Raw genomic sequence first — 14,733 nt, forward strand, 5'->3', positions numbered from 1 at the left:
AAGAATAGGCGATACAACCAGGTCATGAGGAAAATACGGACCTGCCAACAACCTGATAATTGATGATTAATAAATATAGTAAAACCGTTACCCAAGATCCTACCCAACCCGCAGCTCAGGCCATGCTACATGCCATTGGCTTGAGCCGTGAGGATTTAAAAAAGGCTTTTGTAGGAATTGCCAGTACAGGCTACGAGGGCAATCCGTGTAATATGCACCTAAATGACTTGGCCAAATTGGTGAAGAAAGGTACTCAGGACAGCGATTTGGTCGGACTTATTTTTAATACAATTGGCGTTAGTGATGGTATTTCCATGGGGACTCCGGGTATGCGTTATTCCTTGCCTTCCAGAGATATTATTGCCGATTCCATGGAAACCGTTGTTCAAGCCATGAGTTATGATGCCTTGGTGACGGTAGTGGGGTGCGATAAAAATATGCCGGGTGCGCTTATGGCTATGATCCGTTTGAACAGGCCCTGTGTTTTGGTGTATGGAGGAACCATTGACTCTGGTTGCCATAATGGCCAAAAACTGGATGTTGTATCAGCCTTCGAGGCCTGGGGCAGCAAGGTAGCTGGAACGATGCAAGAAGAGGAATACCAAAGCATTGTAGAAAAAGCCTGTCCAGGAGCCGGTGCTTGCGGTGGTATGTATACAGCCAATACCATGGCCAGTGCCATTGAAGCCTTGGGCATGTCGTTACCTTTTAACTCTTCTAATCCAGCCTTGAGCCAAGATAAAAAAGAGGAGTCCATCGCTGCGGGAAAAGCAGTGCGTAAGTTGCTGGAGAAGGATATTAAACCTTCTGATATTATCACTCGTAAATCTCTGGAGAACGCAGTACGCCTGGTTACAATTCTAGGTGGTTCTACCAATGCTGTACTCCATTTTCTAGCCATTGCCAGAGCTGCACAAATTCCGTTTGACCTATCCGACTTTCAAAAAATTAGCGATAACACACCATTTTTGGCCGATCTTAAACCCAGCGGAAAATACCTTATGGAAGATGTCCATCGGGTAGGTGGTATTCCAGCAGTGATGAAATACCTTTTAGAAAAAGGTTTGCTCCATGGTGATTGTTTAACCGTTACTGGCCAAACCCTTGCCGAAAACCTGGCGTCAGTATCACCACTTACGCCAGGGCAGGACGTAATTAAAACCATCGATTCACCCATCAAGATTTCTGGACACCTCAGAATGCTTTACGGCAATCTTGCTAGTGAAGGAAGTGTGGCCAAGATCACTGGAAAAGAGGGTTTATACTTTTCTGGTTCTGCCAGGGTTTTTGATGGAGAATATGCGGCAAACGATGGAATCAGGGATGGCAAAGTGAAATCCGGAGATGTGGTGGTGATCCGCTACGAAGGCCCAAAAGGTGGTCCGGGCATGCCAGAAATGCTGAAGCCTACCGCCGCAATTATGGGGGCTGGATTGGGCAAAGAGGTGGCCTTGATAACAGACGGCAGATTCTCTGGAGGTACGCACGGATTTGTAGTAGGTCATATTACGCCAGAAGCACAGGATGGTGGAAACATTGCACTTGTGCAGGATGGCGATATCATCACGATCAATGCCGAAACCAATACCATCCACCTGGAGGTGTCCCAGGAAGAGTTGGAAAAGCGTAGAGCCGCGTGGAAGGCACCCCAACTCAAGTTTAATCGCGGCGTACTTTATAAATATGCCCGAACCGTATCCTCAGCCTCCCAAGGTTGTGTGACCGACGAATTTTAATCCAAAATCCCTATGCTATGAAGGAACAGACAGCGTTGAAGCAAGCTCCCTTAACAAAAGACACGGAGCGTTTATCAGGAGCAGAAGCCATCATCAAATGTTTTCTCGCTGAAGGCGTGGATACAATTTTTGGATATCCTGGAGGGGCGATCATGCCTTTTTATGATAAACTGTACCATTACCAGGATCAACTCAAACATATACTTACCAGACATGAGCAAGGTGCTACACATGCGGCACAAGGCTATGCCCGTATTTCTAATAAAGTTGGTGTAGCTGTAGCAACCTCCGGACCTGGAGCAACCAACTTGATCACTGGACTGGCTGATGCGATGATTGATTCTACGCCCATGGTCTGTATCACTGGACAGGTCGCTTCCCATTTACTGGGGACTGATGCCTTTCAAGAAACAGATATTGTGGGAATTTCTACTCCGGTGACCAAATGGAACGCCCAAATTACTAAGGCTAGTGATATACCGACCGTTTTGGCCAAAGCCTTCTACATTGCTCAAAGTGGAAGACCAGGCCCGGTTCTGATTGATATTACCAAAAATGCCCAATTTGAGGAGTTGGATTTTGCTTACGCGAAATGTCATTCCATCAGGAGCTATCAACCTGTACCAGAAACGGATTCTTCCTCATTGCAGGCAGCAGCCGAATTGATCAATGCGGCCCAAAAGCCCATGATCGTTTGGGGTCAGGGAGTGATTCTGGGGGAAGCAGAAAAAGAGTTTAAAGCTGTTGTAGAGAAAACAGGTATTCCCGCTGCATGGACGATATTGGGAGCCAGTGCGCTTCCTACATCACACCCGCTCAACGTCGGAATGGTAGGAATGCACGGCAATTACGCCCCCAATATGCTGACCAATGAATGCGATGTACTCATTGCCATAGGAATGAGGTTTGACGACAGGGTAACTGGCGACCTCAAGCGGTATGCCAAGCAAGCCAAAGTCATTCATTTTGAAATCGATCCAGCCGAGGTACACAAGAATGTATTTGCTGATGTACCCGTGTTAGGTGATGTAAAAAACACACTCGCCGCCATCATGCCGCTACTGCAAGAGCGGAAACACGACGAGTGGCACCAAAATTTTAAAAAGCTGCATGCGATTGAAATAGAAAAGGTGATCAAAGAGGATTTGGAACCCAGTTCAGAAGGTTTGACCATGGCTGAAGTTATCGCGCAGGTCAATAAAGAGTCTGAGGGAAAAGCGGCGATTGTAAGCGATGTAGGCCAACATCAAATGGCTGCCTGTAGGTACGCTCAGTTTCAATACACACGCAGTAATATTACCTCTGGCGGTCTGGGAACAATGGGTTTTGCCTTGCCTGCTGCCATAGGCGCAAAGTTGGCTGCCCCTGATCGTGAGGTGGTGGCTGTGATCGGTGATGGTGGTTATCAAATGACCATCCAAGAATTAGGAACCATATTTCAAACCAAGGTACCCGTAAAGATCTTAGTACTTAATAATGAATTTTTAGGTATGGTACGTCAATGGCAACAGTTGTTTTTTGACAAACGATATGCCAGCACCGAAATGACCAATCCTGATTTCGTCAAAATTGCAGAAGGATACCAAATACCAGCCAAAAAAGTCACCCGTAGAGAAGAACTTGCGCAATCGATTAAAGAAATGATGGAAGCCAAAACTTCCTACTTTTTAGAGGTTTGTGTAGAAAAGGAGGCCAATGTGTTTCCTATGATACCAACAGGAGCTTCAGTGTCTGAATGTCGACTCGAGTAATAAAAAAGCTTTTCTCTACTCACCGTCCAAAACATACCCCAATGGAAAATAAAGAACGCTATACCATATCCATCTATACCGAAAATAATATTGGTTTACTCAATCGTATTTCGGCGATTTTTCAACGTAGACATGTCAATATTGAAAGTATTAACAGCTCTGCTTCTGAAATTGATGAGGTTTCCAGATGGACCATTTTGGTGAATGTCAGTGAAGATCAGATCAAGAAAATCATTGGCCAGATTGAAAAACAGGTAGAAGTCATAAAGGCATACTACCACACCGAAGATGAAACCATCTACCAAGAATCCTGTTTATTTAAAATCAAATCCGATCTTCTATTTGAAGAGCGCCAGATTCAAAATATCATTAAAGATAGCAACGCACGCATCGTTACAGTCAATAAAGATTTCTTTGTGCTAGAAAAATCAGGTCGTAGCAGCGAGGTGGATTTGCTTTATCGCGAACTCAGTGCTTTTGGAATACTACAGTTCAACCGTTCAGGTCGAATCGCTGTGACCAAAGAGGCCATGGAAATCACCAAATTACTTCAAACATTCAACCCATAAACTATTCAGCATGTCAAATTATTTCAACACTTTATCCTTATCCCAAAAACTGCAGCAGCTTTCTCAATGCAGATTTATGGAGCCAGCCGAGTTTGAGGATGGTGTTCAAGCTTTAAAAAACAAAAAAATTACCATCATAGGTTGCGGCGCACAGGGACTTAATCAGGGATTGAATATGAGAGACTCTGGTTTGGATATTTCTTATGCCTTACGCCCAGAAGCCATCGAATCAAAGCGTGCTTCTTATCAAAATGCAACTGAAAACGATTTTAAGGTAGGAACGTATGACGAATTGATCCCAAATGCTGATTTGGTTTTGAATCTTACGCCAGACAAGCAACATGCCAATGTGGTAGAAACAGTCATGCCCTTAATGAAGAAGGGAGCTACTTTATCTTACTCACATGGCTTCAATATTGTTGAGGAGGGTCAACAAATTAGAGAGGACATCACTGTTATCATGGTGGCTCCCAAATGTCCGGGTTCTGAAGTTAGAGAGGAGTATAAAAGAGGTTTTGGAGTACCTACCCTGATTGCAGTACACCCAGAAAATGACCCTGAAGGAAAAGGCTGGGAACAGGCCAAGGCCTATGCCGTTGCCACAGGAGGTCATCGCGCAGGGGTTCTTGAATCTTCCTTTGTGGCAGAAGTCAAGAGCGATCTAATGGGAGAGCAAACTATTTTGTGTGGGGTGCTTCAAACGGCATCCATCCTCTTATTTGATCGTATGATCGAATTGGGCATCGAGGAATCCTATGCCTCCAGATTGATTCAATATGGATGGGAACGTATTACAGAAGCCCTAAAACATGGCGGTATAACCAATATGATGGATCGCTTGGACAATGCTTCAAAGATAAAAGCCTATCAATTGTCAGAAGAACTGAAACAAATTTTGAAGCCGCTCTTTGAAAAACATATGGACGATATCATGTCAGGTCACTTCTCAGCCACCATGATGGAAGATTGGCACAATGATGATGTTAATTTGCTGAAATGGCGAGCGGCTACAGAGAATACTGCCTTTGAGCAATCTAACGCTCAAGAAGCTACTCTGCCTGAACAGGAATATTTTGACCATGGTACGGTAATGGTGGCTTTTATCAAATCTGGAGTCGAGTTGGCTTTTGAAACCATGGTTGCCTCTGGAATTGTAGAGGAAAGTGCGTACTACGAATCCTTGCACGAACTTCCGCTTATTGCCAATACGGTAGCCAGAAAAAAATTGTTTGAGATGAACAGGATCATTTCAGACACGGCAGAATATGGTTGCTATCTATTTGATCATGCCTGTAAGCCATTGCTTGCGGATTTTGTAGATCAATTGGATAAATCCTTGATTGGTCAAGACTATGCCTATAAAACGGAAGGAGCATCTTCAACATCCCGAACCAAGAAACAAGTGGATAACCTGGAACTAATTGCTGTCAATAAAGCGATTAGAAATCATCCAATCGAATCTGTAGGTGAAAAACTTAGGGACTCCATGACGGCTATGAAATCCATCTAATAACTATCAGAAATAGTTTTGAATAAATAAACATGAACGACAAACGACTTGCCTATTATCCAAAACTGGAAGACATCCGGAAGGCTGCTTTACGGCTGAAAGACGTGGCCTGTCGTACACCTTTGGAATTAAATGCCTGGTATTCTGACCAGTGGGATTGCTCGGTTTATTTTAAACGAGAAGATCTACAGCCTGTCAGATCTTATAAAATTAGGGGAGCCTATAACAAAATCTCCTCATTGAGCAAAGAACAGCTGGACAAAGGAGTGGTTTGTGCCAGTGCTGGCAATCATGCACAAGGGGTCGCTATGTCCTGCAAACTGCTACAGTGTAAAGGTGTAATTTATATGCCCACGCCTACGCCTGTCCAAAAAATTGAGCAGGTCAGAATGTTTGGGGGCAGCTACATCACTATCCTTATGCAAGGTGATACCTATGATGATGCTTATGCCGCTGCCATGGAAAAGAATAAAAAAGCTGGGATGACTTTTATCCACCCATTTGACGATGAGCAAGTGATTGAAGGTCAGGCTACAGTTGGTTTGGAAATTATTGACCAAGCCAAAGTGCCGGTAGACTACGTCATCATGCCTGTTGGAGGAGGTGGATTGAGCGCTGGCGTGTCTAGCGTGCTTAAATATTTATCACCAACGACCAAGATCATTGGGGTTGAACCCAAAGGAGCTCCATCAATGGGTACTTCATTGTTCAATGAGGTCAATACTACCTTAACCCATATAGATAGCTTTGTAGATGGTGCAGCAGTCAAGCGGGTGGGAGATCGTAATTTTGGTATCTGCCAGCAAAACCTATCTCAAGTGATCGCAGTGACTGAAGGCGCCATTTGTCAAACCATCTTGGATTTATATAACAGCCAGGCCATAGTGGTGGAACCTGCAGGAGCCATGTCCATCACCGCCCTGGCCGAACTAAAGCAAGAGATTACGGGAAAGAATGTAGTATGTGTGATCAGTGGAAGCAATAACGATATCACCCGTACGGCCGAAATCAAAGAACGCGCTTTGCTGGAATCCAGGCTCAAACACTATTTTATCATTCGTTTTCCACAGCGGGCAGGTGCTTTGAGAGAGTTTGTAGAAAAGGTCTTGGGCCCAAACGATGATATCACTCATTTTGAATATACCAAGAAAACAAACCGCATCAATGGATCGGCAGTAGTCGGTATAGAACTCAAGGATACCGCAGATTTTGACGCGCTCGTGGAACGTATGAAAGCTTTGAACTTTTACGGTGATTATCTGAATGATAATCCTACGCTCTTTGAATTCCTGGTCTGATAACCATTATAATAAGCTTAAAATCTGCAGTTATGTTTTTGTCAATTAAAAAAATAGAGTACTTTTACTTTATGAGTCAGTCACTGAATATGGAAAAAATACCGATGCCCTTGCGCCGCAGGGAGCGCCGTCGCCGTTTTTAATCAGGCCGTATTTTCTCACTATTCATTCTTATCACATTGACTTTTTCTTCTCACATATTTTTAAGCAGTATCAAACCCTTTAATTCCAAGGGGGCACCTTTGTTGCGCTGTGTGTTGAATCGCCGCCCGTAAGGGTGTAGCATTTATCGGGAACCAGGTGCGTCCGGTTCTTCTTTTCAAGTCAGCTTTTTTTCATTCACTCAAATCGATTACCATGGACATCGTTATTGCCCATAGTCAACATACCATTTATGCGCCTATCATCTGTGATACCATCGCCGAGGCCGCCAAAGTGCGCGGTACCGGGATTGCCAAGCGCACCCCAGAATATATCCGCACCAAAATGCAAAACGGGAATGCCGTCATAGCCTTGGATGGCGAAAAGTTTGCCGGCTTCTGCTATATAGAACAATGGGGACACGGAAAATTTGTCGCTAATTCTGGATTGATCGTTCATCCGGATTACCGCAACCAGGGACTGGCCAAATTGATCAAGAAACGCGTTTTTCTACTTTCTAGGGAAAAATTCCCAGAAGCCAAAATTTTCAGCATCACTACCGGATTAGCAGTGATGAAAATGAACAGTGATTTGGGCTATCGTCCGGTAACTTTCTCAGAACTCACCGATGACCAACAATTCTGGAACGGTTGTCAAACCTGTAAGAATTACGATATCCTCCAGCGTACTGAACAGCGCATGTGTCTGTGTACCGGGATGATTTATGATCCAGAAAAACAGGCCTCCAACAACACCAAGCCCATCAAAAAATCGGTTTTCGATCGGCTCAAACAAATTAAACAACACTTGATCCTTAAAAATGATTCCCATGAAAAAAAATAAGAAATTGGTATTGGCCTATAGTGGTGGTTTGGATACCTCTTACTGCGCTGTCTCCCTTTCCAGGGAACACGGCTATGAAGTACATGCCGTATGCGTGAATACCGGTGGCTTTTCAACCGATGAGATCAAGACGATTGAGTCCAATGCCATAAAAATGGGGGTGGCTTCTTTTACAGCTATCGATGCGGTAGAGACCTTTTACCAAAAAGTGGTCAAATACCTTATTTATGGAAATGTACTTAAAAACAATACTTATCCTTTATCGGTCAGTGCTGAGCGTATAGTGCAAGCCGTCGAGATTGTAACCCATGCAAAAAAAATAGATGCTGCCTATATCGCTCACGGTAGCACTGGAGCTGGTAATGATCAGGTGAGATTTGACATGATCTTTCAAACTCTGGCTCCAGCCATAGAAATTATCACCCCCATAAGGGATCAATCGCTTTCGCGAAAGCAGGAAATCGACTATCTCAAAGCACAAGGAATCGATCTGTCCTGGGAAAAAGCCCAGTATTCCATCAATAAGGGATTATGGGGAACCAGCGTGGGTGGATCCGAAACCCTGACTTCCAGACATCCATTACCGGAGGAAGCCTATCCCTCGCAGTTGAATCAAACCCAACCCAAAGAGCTCCAACTTTCTTTCCAACATGGCGAACTTGCCGCTGTCAATGGACAGACCGGAACTGCGGTTGCGCTTATTCAAATGGTACAGAACGAGGCAAGCGCTTATGCCATCGGCAGGGATATCCATGTGGGGGACACCATTGTTGGACTCAAAGGCCGGGTTGGTTTTGAAGCGGCAGCCGCCTTGGTGATTATTAAAGCACATCACTTACTGGAAAAACATGTGCTCAGCAAATGGCAGTTGCAGCATAAAGATTATCTGGCCAATTTCTACGGAATGCACCTTCATGAAGGTCAGTATCTGGATCCGGTGATGAGGGATATGGAAGCTTTTTTACAAAGCAGTCAGCGGCAGGTAAGTGGGGAAGTATTTGTACGTTTAAAACCATATCACTTTAGCCTGGAAGGTGTGGAAAGCAACCAAGATTTGATGAATGCAGAATTTGGTACTTATGGCGAAGAAAACACGGCATGGAATGCTCAGGAAGCCAGAGGTTTTATCAAGATTCTGGGGAATAGCAATAAAGTATATCACCAAATTAATGCCTCATGATAAAAGTAGGAATTATAGGAGGAGCGGGATATACCGCTGGCGAACTCATCCGGTTGTTGCTGAATCATCCGCAGGTTGAGCTTGATTTCGTTTTTTCTACCTCCAATGCGGGTAACCCCATTCATCATATTCATCAAGATCTTTTGGGATCGATGGATCAAGACTTTACGGATCAAATCAATGCTGAGGTTGAGGTATTGTTTCTTTGCCTAGGCCATGGAAACTCTAAAGAGTTCCTGACTACCCATGAGTTTTCGTCAACTACCCGGATCATTGATTTGAGCAACGATTTTCGCCTTGAGCGTGATGCAAACCCGCTATTAAAAGGGAAAAGTCATCCCAGCCCATTTGTTTATGGGCTAAGTGAATGGCAACGAGAAAAGGTGCAGAAGGCTCAATATATTGCCAATCCAGGTTGTTTTGCCACGGCCATCCAATTGGCTTTACTTCCCCTGGCATCCTCTGGATATTTAACCAGAGACGTCCATATCAACGCGGTGACAGGTGCAACTGGTGCAGGAACCAGTCTTTCTCCTACTACGCATTTTACCTGGCGGGACAATAATTTTTCCCATTATAAGGCTTTCCAGCACCAGCATCTGGACGAGATCCAAGAGAGCCTGTCTGCTCAACAATCTGCAGCTATAGGCTCCTTGATGTTTTTGCCCCATAGAGGGAACTTCAGCAGGGGGATTTTTGCTACTTCATATACAGAAGTTGAGGCCAGTCTAGAAGAGATCAAGCAAATTTATGCTGATTGTTACAAAGATGCTGCCTTTGTACACTGCGCTGCATCACCTTTGCACCTCAAACAAGTAGTGAACACCAATAAGTGTTTTCTTCACCTTGAAAAACATGGGAAATACGTATTGATCACCAGTATCATTGATAATTTGCTGAAGGGGGCCTCAGGACAAGCCATTCAGAATATGAATTTGATGTTGGGTTTCCCAGAAGAACAGGGACTCCAATTAAAAGCCAACTTTTTTTAAAACTACAGCATGAAAATAGCGATTATAGGAACCGGAAACTTGGGCAGGTCAATCGCCAAAGGCTTGATTGATACGAATGCCATCACCAGCTTGTATCTCACTAAAAGAAATACAGCCGATTTGCAGGAATTTGCCGATTTTAAAGGTGTTCATATCACATCAGACAATGAAAAGGCCATTTCTAACAGCGATATCATTATTTATGCTGTGCAGCCCGCACACCTTAAAGATATCTTAGAACAATCTGTTCATTTACTCCACGATAATCACGTATTCATCTCTACAGTTACTGGGTTTACGCTGCAGGGACTGGAAGAGGCACTTGGGGCAGATCGATATATTATCCGCGCGATGCCCAATACAGCGATTGCCGTCGGTAAATCCATGACCTGTTTGTGTGGTAGCGAACAAGGAAAACAACGCATCAAAGTGGCTCAGGCGATTTTTAACAGACTGGGAGCAACCCTTGTCATCCCTGAAGAGCAAATGCAGGCAGCCACTGTGGTATGTGCCAGTGGCGTTGCTTTTTGGATGCGTTTGATCAGGGCCAGCACCCAAGCGGCTATCCAATTGGGTTTTGATGCCAAAGAAGCGCAAATGTTAGCCATGCATACGGCTGAAGGGGCCGCCAACCTGCTTATCCATACAGGGAACCATCCTGAAGAAGAAATCGACAAGGTGACTACACCCAAAGGATGTACAATTGAAGGCTTGAACGAAATGGAACACAAAGGCCTGAGCTCTTCGCTTATTCAGGGAATGATCGCGTCCTTTCAAAAAATTAATAATATCAAGGAGAGACAGATATGAGCTTATTTGATGTATATCCTTTATTCGATGTAAATCCGGTAAAAGGCCGTGATGTTTATGTTTATGATGAATCGGGTAATGAGTACCTTGATCTCTACGGTGGTCACGCGGTGATTTCCATCGGCCATTCCCATCCAGAATTTGTAAAGGCTCTAAAATCCCAATTGGACCAATTGGCTTTTTATAGCAATGCGGTTCAAAATCCGCTGCAGTCTAAGTATGCCGAGACCCTGGTTAAGGCCTCAGATTGTGCCAACTACCAGTTATTCCTATGTAACTCTGGCGCAGAAGCTAATGAAAACGCGCTAAAACTCGCTTCCTTTCACACAGGAAAAGCTAAAATTGTTGCTTTTAAAAATGGATTTCACGGACGTACATCAGCCGCTGTAGCAGCTACAGACAATCAAAAAATTATTGCCCCACTCAATCGGCAGCAACAAGTGGAACTGGTCGATTTAGGGGATCTTGAGGTGGTAGAAATAGCGCTTTCGCGAAAGGATTGCTGTGCGGTAATCGTGGAATGTATTCAAGGCGTGGGTGGTCTGGACGAGGGTGCAGGAGAATTTTTCAAGGAGTTACAGCGGTTGTGCAAAAAATATCAATGCCTGCTGATCGCTGATGAAGTGCAGTCGGGCTTTGGACGCAGTGGCGAATTCTTTGCCTTTCAAAAACACGGTCTGGAACCCGATATTATTTCTATGGCCAAAGGTATGGGTAATGGCTTTCCCGTCGGCGGAATTTTAATCCATCCTTCCATTAAAGCTTCCCATGGGTTGTTGGGAACCACTTTTGGTGGAAATCATTTGGCTTGTGTCGCTGGATTAAGTGTTCTGAAAGTATTGGAGCAAGAACAATTAATGAAAAATGTCAAGCAGCAGCAGGCGTATGTGCAGCAACAAGTCGAGCAAATTCCGGCCATTAAGAAGTTAAAGGGACGCGGATTGATGCTGGGTCTGGAGTTTGACTATCCAGTGTCTGATTTGCGTAAAAAGCTACTTTATGAGCACCATATCTTTACTGGAAGTGCCAAAAACCCTAACCTCTTGCGTATACTACCTCCATTGACCGTTCAAACACAACACTGGGATCGATTTTTTCAAGCCTTAAAAGCATCTTTATGAAGCATTACACCTCTATACAGGATATCAGCGAGTTGGACAGTTTGGTTAAAGATGCCTTTTCGCTCAAGCGAAATCCACGTGCTTTTGAAACTCTAGGTAAAGGAAAAACGCTGGTGATGCTTTTTTTTAATGCCAGCTTACGCACCAGGCTGAGTACGGAAAATGCGGCCAAGAATCTGGGAATGGATGTACAAATACTCAACGTTACGGACTCTTGGAAACTCGAGTTTGCCGATGGCAGTATAATGAATGCCGATACTTCTGAACATGTAAGGGAAGCCGCACAAGTAATTGCGCAATACGCAGACGTGCTAGCTGTTCGCGCTTTCCCCAGCCTGACCGATAAACAGGCCGACCAACAGGAAATGGTGTTGAAGTCATTTATCAAATATGCTGGCATCCCTGTGGTCAATATGGAAAGCGCAACCCAGCACCCGCTGCAAGCACTGGCAGACTTGATCACGATTGAAGAAAACAAAACCATAAAGCAACCGAAGGTGGTATTGTCTTGGGCGCCACACCCCAAAGCCTTACCCCATGCGGTGGCCAATTCTTTTATCCAAATCATGCAGCGTGCTGAGGTAGATCTAAGTATTACCCATCCTGAAGGCTACGGACTCGACCCTAACATTGTGCAAGGTACTCCGGTGATCTACGATCAGGAAAAAGCGCTGGAGCAAGCAGATTTTGTCTACGTAAAAAACTGGAGTTCGTTTGAGAATTACGGCAAGGTGTTATCGCAGGATCCATCATGGATGATGACGACCGACAAACTAAATCATGCCCGGTTCATGCATTGTTTGCCAGTACGCCGAAATGTAGTCGTGGAAGATGCCGTATTGGATAGTGATCAGTCCCTGGTGATTCAACAGGCGGGAAACAGGACCTTTTCAGCCCAAGTCGTGTTGAAAAATATATTGGAAAAGCTATGAAGGCATTGACGATTGTGAAAATTGGCGGCCACCTGATCGATGATGACCAAGCCTTAAAAAAGGTACTGGTTGATTTTGCTGGGATCCAGGGTCCTAAAATCCTGATCCACGGCGGTGGACGTGCAGCTACTGCTTTGGCCAAAAAGCTGGATTTGGAGGTGCAGATGTTGGAAGGAAGGCGTATCACCGACACCGATATGCTAGAAGTAGCTGTAATGGTATACGCTGGTAAAACAAATAAATTCATGGTGGCTAAATTGCAAGCTTTTGGATGTATGGCCATTGGACTCACTGGGGCGGATGCCGACTTGGTCAGGTCCAAAAAAAGATCAGTGGATCCTGTGGATTACGGTTGGGTGGGTGATGTAAAGAAAGTCAATGCAGGTTTTTTAAGCCAATGGCTGGAAGGAGCGCAGCCAGTTGTTCCTGTATTTTGTGCCATTACCCATGATGGAAACGGACAATTACTCAACACCAATGCAGATACCATGGCGGCTGAAATCGCGGTGGCGATGACAGAATTTTATACAACCAGCCTGATCTATTGCTTCGAAAAACCAGGAGTCTTACTGGATATATCAGATGAGGATAGTCTGGTGACCCAATTGAATCAAAAAGACTATGACCGGTTAAAAAAGCAAGGTGTCATCGCTGATGGTATGTTGCCAAAATTGAAAAATTGCTTTTATGCCTTGAATCATGGCGTAGAAAAGATCAGCCTGGGTCATCCGGAAATCCTAAGTGACCCACATTATAAATGTACAAGAATAAGCTTATGAATCTGCAAAACCAACTTACCGTCAGCGCCATAGAATTGCTTAAAAACCTGATTAGTACCCCATCCTTTTCTGGAGAAGAGCAGAATACAGCCCTATTCATTGAGCGGTGGCTGGCTGACCAGGACATCAAATACCAACGTAGGCAGAACAATATTTGGTCGGTGAACAAAGATTTTGATGCAACCAAACCTACGGTGCTGCTCAATTCACATCACGATACGGTCCAACCCAACAAAGCCTACACCAAGGATCCATTTGATCCGGTGTTGGTAGATGGCAAATTGTATGGCTTGGGCAGTAATGATGCCGGCGGTTGTTTGGTATCCTTGCTGGCCAGCTTTGCTTATTTCTATCATCAAGATGATTTGGCTTATAATCTCGTGATCGTCGCCAGTGCAGAAGAAGAAAGCAGCGGTCCTAACGGCTTGAACAGTATGTTGGAGGTCATACCGCCCATCGATGTAGCTATTGTGGGTGAGCCCACTCAAATGCAGTTGGCTGTAGCCGAAAAGGGGCTCGTGGTCTTTGATGTTTATGTAGAAGGAACTCCTGGACATGCGGCACATCCGAATGACAATCATGCCATTTATAATTCCATTGCATTACAGGAATGGTTGCGGGATTATAAATTTGAACGGATCTCAGATCAATTGGGAGAGGTGAAGATGACCTTGACCCAAATCAATGCTGGTGTACAACATAATGCGATACCTTCTGAGGTGCACCTGGTGGTAGATGTACGAGTGAATGATTTATACAGCAATCAGGAGATCGCTGAATTGCTGAAAACAGAAGCGCCCTGTGATCGAATCAAAGCCAGAAGCTTAAGACTCAACTCAAGTTCGATCCCGGTTTCCCACGAACTCGTTCAAGCCGGATTGGCATTGGGTAGGGAAACTTATGGCTCACCAACCCTTTCTGATCAGGCCTGTTTGACCGTACCTTCCTTGAAATTAGGTCCCGGCGATAGTACCAGGTCACACAGCGCGGACGAATTCATCTATCTTTCAGAAATTGAAGAGGGAATAGATCTTTATATCAAAATATTACAGCAAATCTTATAATATACCT

At 44.5% G+C, this 14,733-nt stretch carries 13 protein-coding genes; all 13 read left to right on the forward strand.

The annotated features are described in order from the left end of the window. Positions 1-59: 59 nt before the first annotated feature. Entirely contained in the window at positions 60-1,736 is a 1,677-nt protein-coding gene (gene ilvD / locus EGM47_RS03930; protein ID WP_124979438.1) for a dihydroxy-acid dehydratase, read from the forward strand. 17 nt (positions 1,737-1,753) lie between these two features. After that, complete coding sequence (gene ilvB / locus EGM47_RS03935) at positions 1,754-3,487, forward strand: biosynthetic-type acetolactate synthase large subunit (protein ID WP_124979439.1); 1,734 nt, start codon at positions 1,754-1,756, stop codon at positions 3,485-3,487. A gap of 41 nt (positions 3,488-3,528) precedes the next feature. Next, the gene (gene ilvN / locus EGM47_RS03940; RefSeq protein ID WP_124979440.1) at positions 3,529-4,056 is read left to right on the forward strand and encodes an acetolactate synthase small subunit; all 528 of its coding nucleotides are present in this window, start codon (positions 3,529-3,531) and stop codon (positions 4,054-4,056) included. Between the two features lie 10 nt (positions 4,057-4,066). Then, positions 4,067-5,566 carry a ketol-acid reductoisomerase gene (gene ilvC, locus EGM47_RS03945; RefSeq protein ID WP_124979441.1) on the forward strand — a complete coding sequence of 500 codons (1,500 nt, stop codon included), beginning with the start codon at positions 4,067-4,069 and terminating at the stop codon, positions 5,564-5,566. A gap of 32 nt (positions 5,567-5,598) precedes the next feature. Beyond that, positions 5,599-6,864 (forward strand): threonine ammonia-lyase IlvA, encoded by a 1,266-nt coding sequence (ilvA, locus tag EGM47_RS03950; protein WP_124979442.1) that lies wholly within the window; start codon positions 5,599-5,601, stop codon positions 6,862-6,864. A 357-nt stretch (positions 6,865-7,221) separates the two neighbouring features. Continuing rightward, positions 7,222-7,848, forward strand: a complete 627-nt coding sequence (locus EGM47_RS03955) for a GNAT family N-acetyltransferase (protein WP_124979443.1) — start codon at positions 7,222-7,224, stop codon at positions 7,846-7,848. Then, positions 7,835-9,028, forward strand: a complete 1,194-nt coding sequence (locus tag EGM47_RS03960) for an argininosuccinate synthase (RefSeq protein WP_124979444.1) — start codon at positions 7,835-7,837, stop codon at positions 9,026-9,028. The genes EGM47_RS03955 and EGM47_RS03960 overlap by 14 nt, the downstream gene beginning before the upstream one ends. Then, positions 9,025-10,020: an N-acetyl-gamma-glutamyl-phosphate reductase gene (gene argC, locus EGM47_RS03965; RefSeq protein ID WP_124979445.1), complete on the forward strand. Its 996-nt coding sequence runs from the start codon at positions 9,025-9,027 to the stop codon at positions 10,018-10,020. Before EGM47_RS03960 ends, argC begins: the two co-directional genes overlap by 4 nt. Before the next feature lie 9 nt (positions 10,021-10,029). Then, positions 10,030-10,830: a pyrroline-5-carboxylate reductase gene (gene proC / locus EGM47_RS03970; RefSeq protein WP_124979446.1), complete on the forward strand. Its 801-nt coding sequence runs from the start codon at positions 10,030-10,032 to the stop codon at positions 10,828-10,830. Next, on the forward strand, positions 10,827-11,951 hold the full coding sequence (locus tag EGM47_RS03975) for an aspartate aminotransferase family protein (RefSeq protein ID WP_124979447.1): 1,125 nt from the start codon (positions 10,827-10,829) through the stop codon (positions 11,949-11,951). The genes proC and EGM47_RS03975 overlap by 4 nt, the downstream gene beginning before the upstream one ends. Then, complete coding sequence (locus EGM47_RS03980; RefSeq protein ID WP_124979448.1) at positions 11,948-12,883, forward strand: N-acetylornithine carbamoyltransferase; 936 nt, start codon at positions 11,948-11,950, stop codon at positions 12,881-12,883. Before EGM47_RS03975 ends, EGM47_RS03980 begins: the two co-directional genes overlap by 4 nt. Continuing rightward, the gene (gene argB / locus EGM47_RS03985; RefSeq protein ID WP_124979449.1) at positions 12,880-13,662 is read left to right on the forward strand and encodes an acetylglutamate kinase; all 783 of its coding nucleotides are present in this window, start codon (positions 12,880-12,882) and stop codon (positions 13,660-13,662) included. Before EGM47_RS03980 ends, argB begins: the two co-directional genes overlap by 4 nt. Then, positions 13,659-14,726: a M20 family metallo-hydrolase gene (locus tag EGM47_RS03990; protein ID WP_124979450.1), complete on the forward strand. Its 1,068-nt coding sequence runs from the start codon at positions 13,659-13,661 to the stop codon at positions 14,724-14,726. The genes argB and EGM47_RS03990 overlap by 4 nt, the downstream gene beginning before the upstream one ends. Positions 14,727-14,733 lie beyond the last annotated feature (7 nt).

Source organism: Nonlabens xiamenensis (assembly GCF_003865345.1).
In the GTDB taxonomy this organism is placed as follows: domain Bacteria; phylum Bacteroidota; class Bacteroidia; order Flavobacteriales; family Flavobacteriaceae; genus Nonlabens; species Nonlabens xiamenensis.

Bases quoted from the DNA above. Each gene is read 5' to 3' on its own strand.
- EGM47_RS03975 (WP_124979447.1), top strand. From the start codon at position 10,827: ATGAGCTTATTTGATGTATATCCTTTATTCGATGTAAATCCGGTAAAA.
- ilvN (WP_124979440.1), top strand. From the start codon at position 3,529: ATGGAAAATAAAGAACGCTATACCATATCCATCTATACCGAAAATAAT.
- EGM47_RS03960 (WP_124979444.1), top strand. From the start codon at position 7,835: ATGAAAAAAAATAAGAAATTGGTATTGGCCTATAGTGGTGGTTTGGAT.
- proC (WP_124979446.1), top strand. From the start codon at position 10,030: ATGAAAATAGCGATTATAGGAACCGGAAACTTGGGCAGGTCAATCGCC.
- argB (WP_124979449.1), top strand. From the start codon at position 12,880: ATGAAGGCATTGACGATTGTGAAAATTGGCGGCCACCTGATCGATGAT.
- EGM47_RS03955 (WP_124979443.1), top strand. From the start codon at position 7,222: ATGGACATCGTTATTGCCCATAGTCAACATACCATTTATGCGCCTATC.
- EGM47_RS03990 (WP_124979450.1), top strand. From the start codon at position 13,659: ATGAATCTGCAAAACCAACTTACCGTCAGCGCCATAGAATTGCTTAAA.
- ilvC (WP_124979441.1), top strand. From the start codon at position 4,067: ATGTCAAATTATTTCAACACTTTATCCTTATCCCAAAAACTGCAGCAG.
- ilvB (WP_124979439.1), top strand. From the start codon at position 1,754: ATGAAGGAACAGACAGCGTTGAAGCAAGCTCCCTTAACAAAAGACACG.
- EGM47_RS03980 (WP_124979448.1), top strand. From the start codon at position 11,948: ATGAAGCATTACACCTCTATACAGGATATCAGCGAGTTGGACAGTTTG.
- argC (WP_124979445.1), top strand. From the start codon at position 9,025: ATGATAAAAGTAGGAATTATAGGAGGAGCGGGATATACCGCTGGCGAA.
- ilvA (WP_124979442.1), top strand. From the start codon at position 5,599: ATGAACGACAAACGACTTGCCTATTATCCAAAACTGGAAGACATCCGG.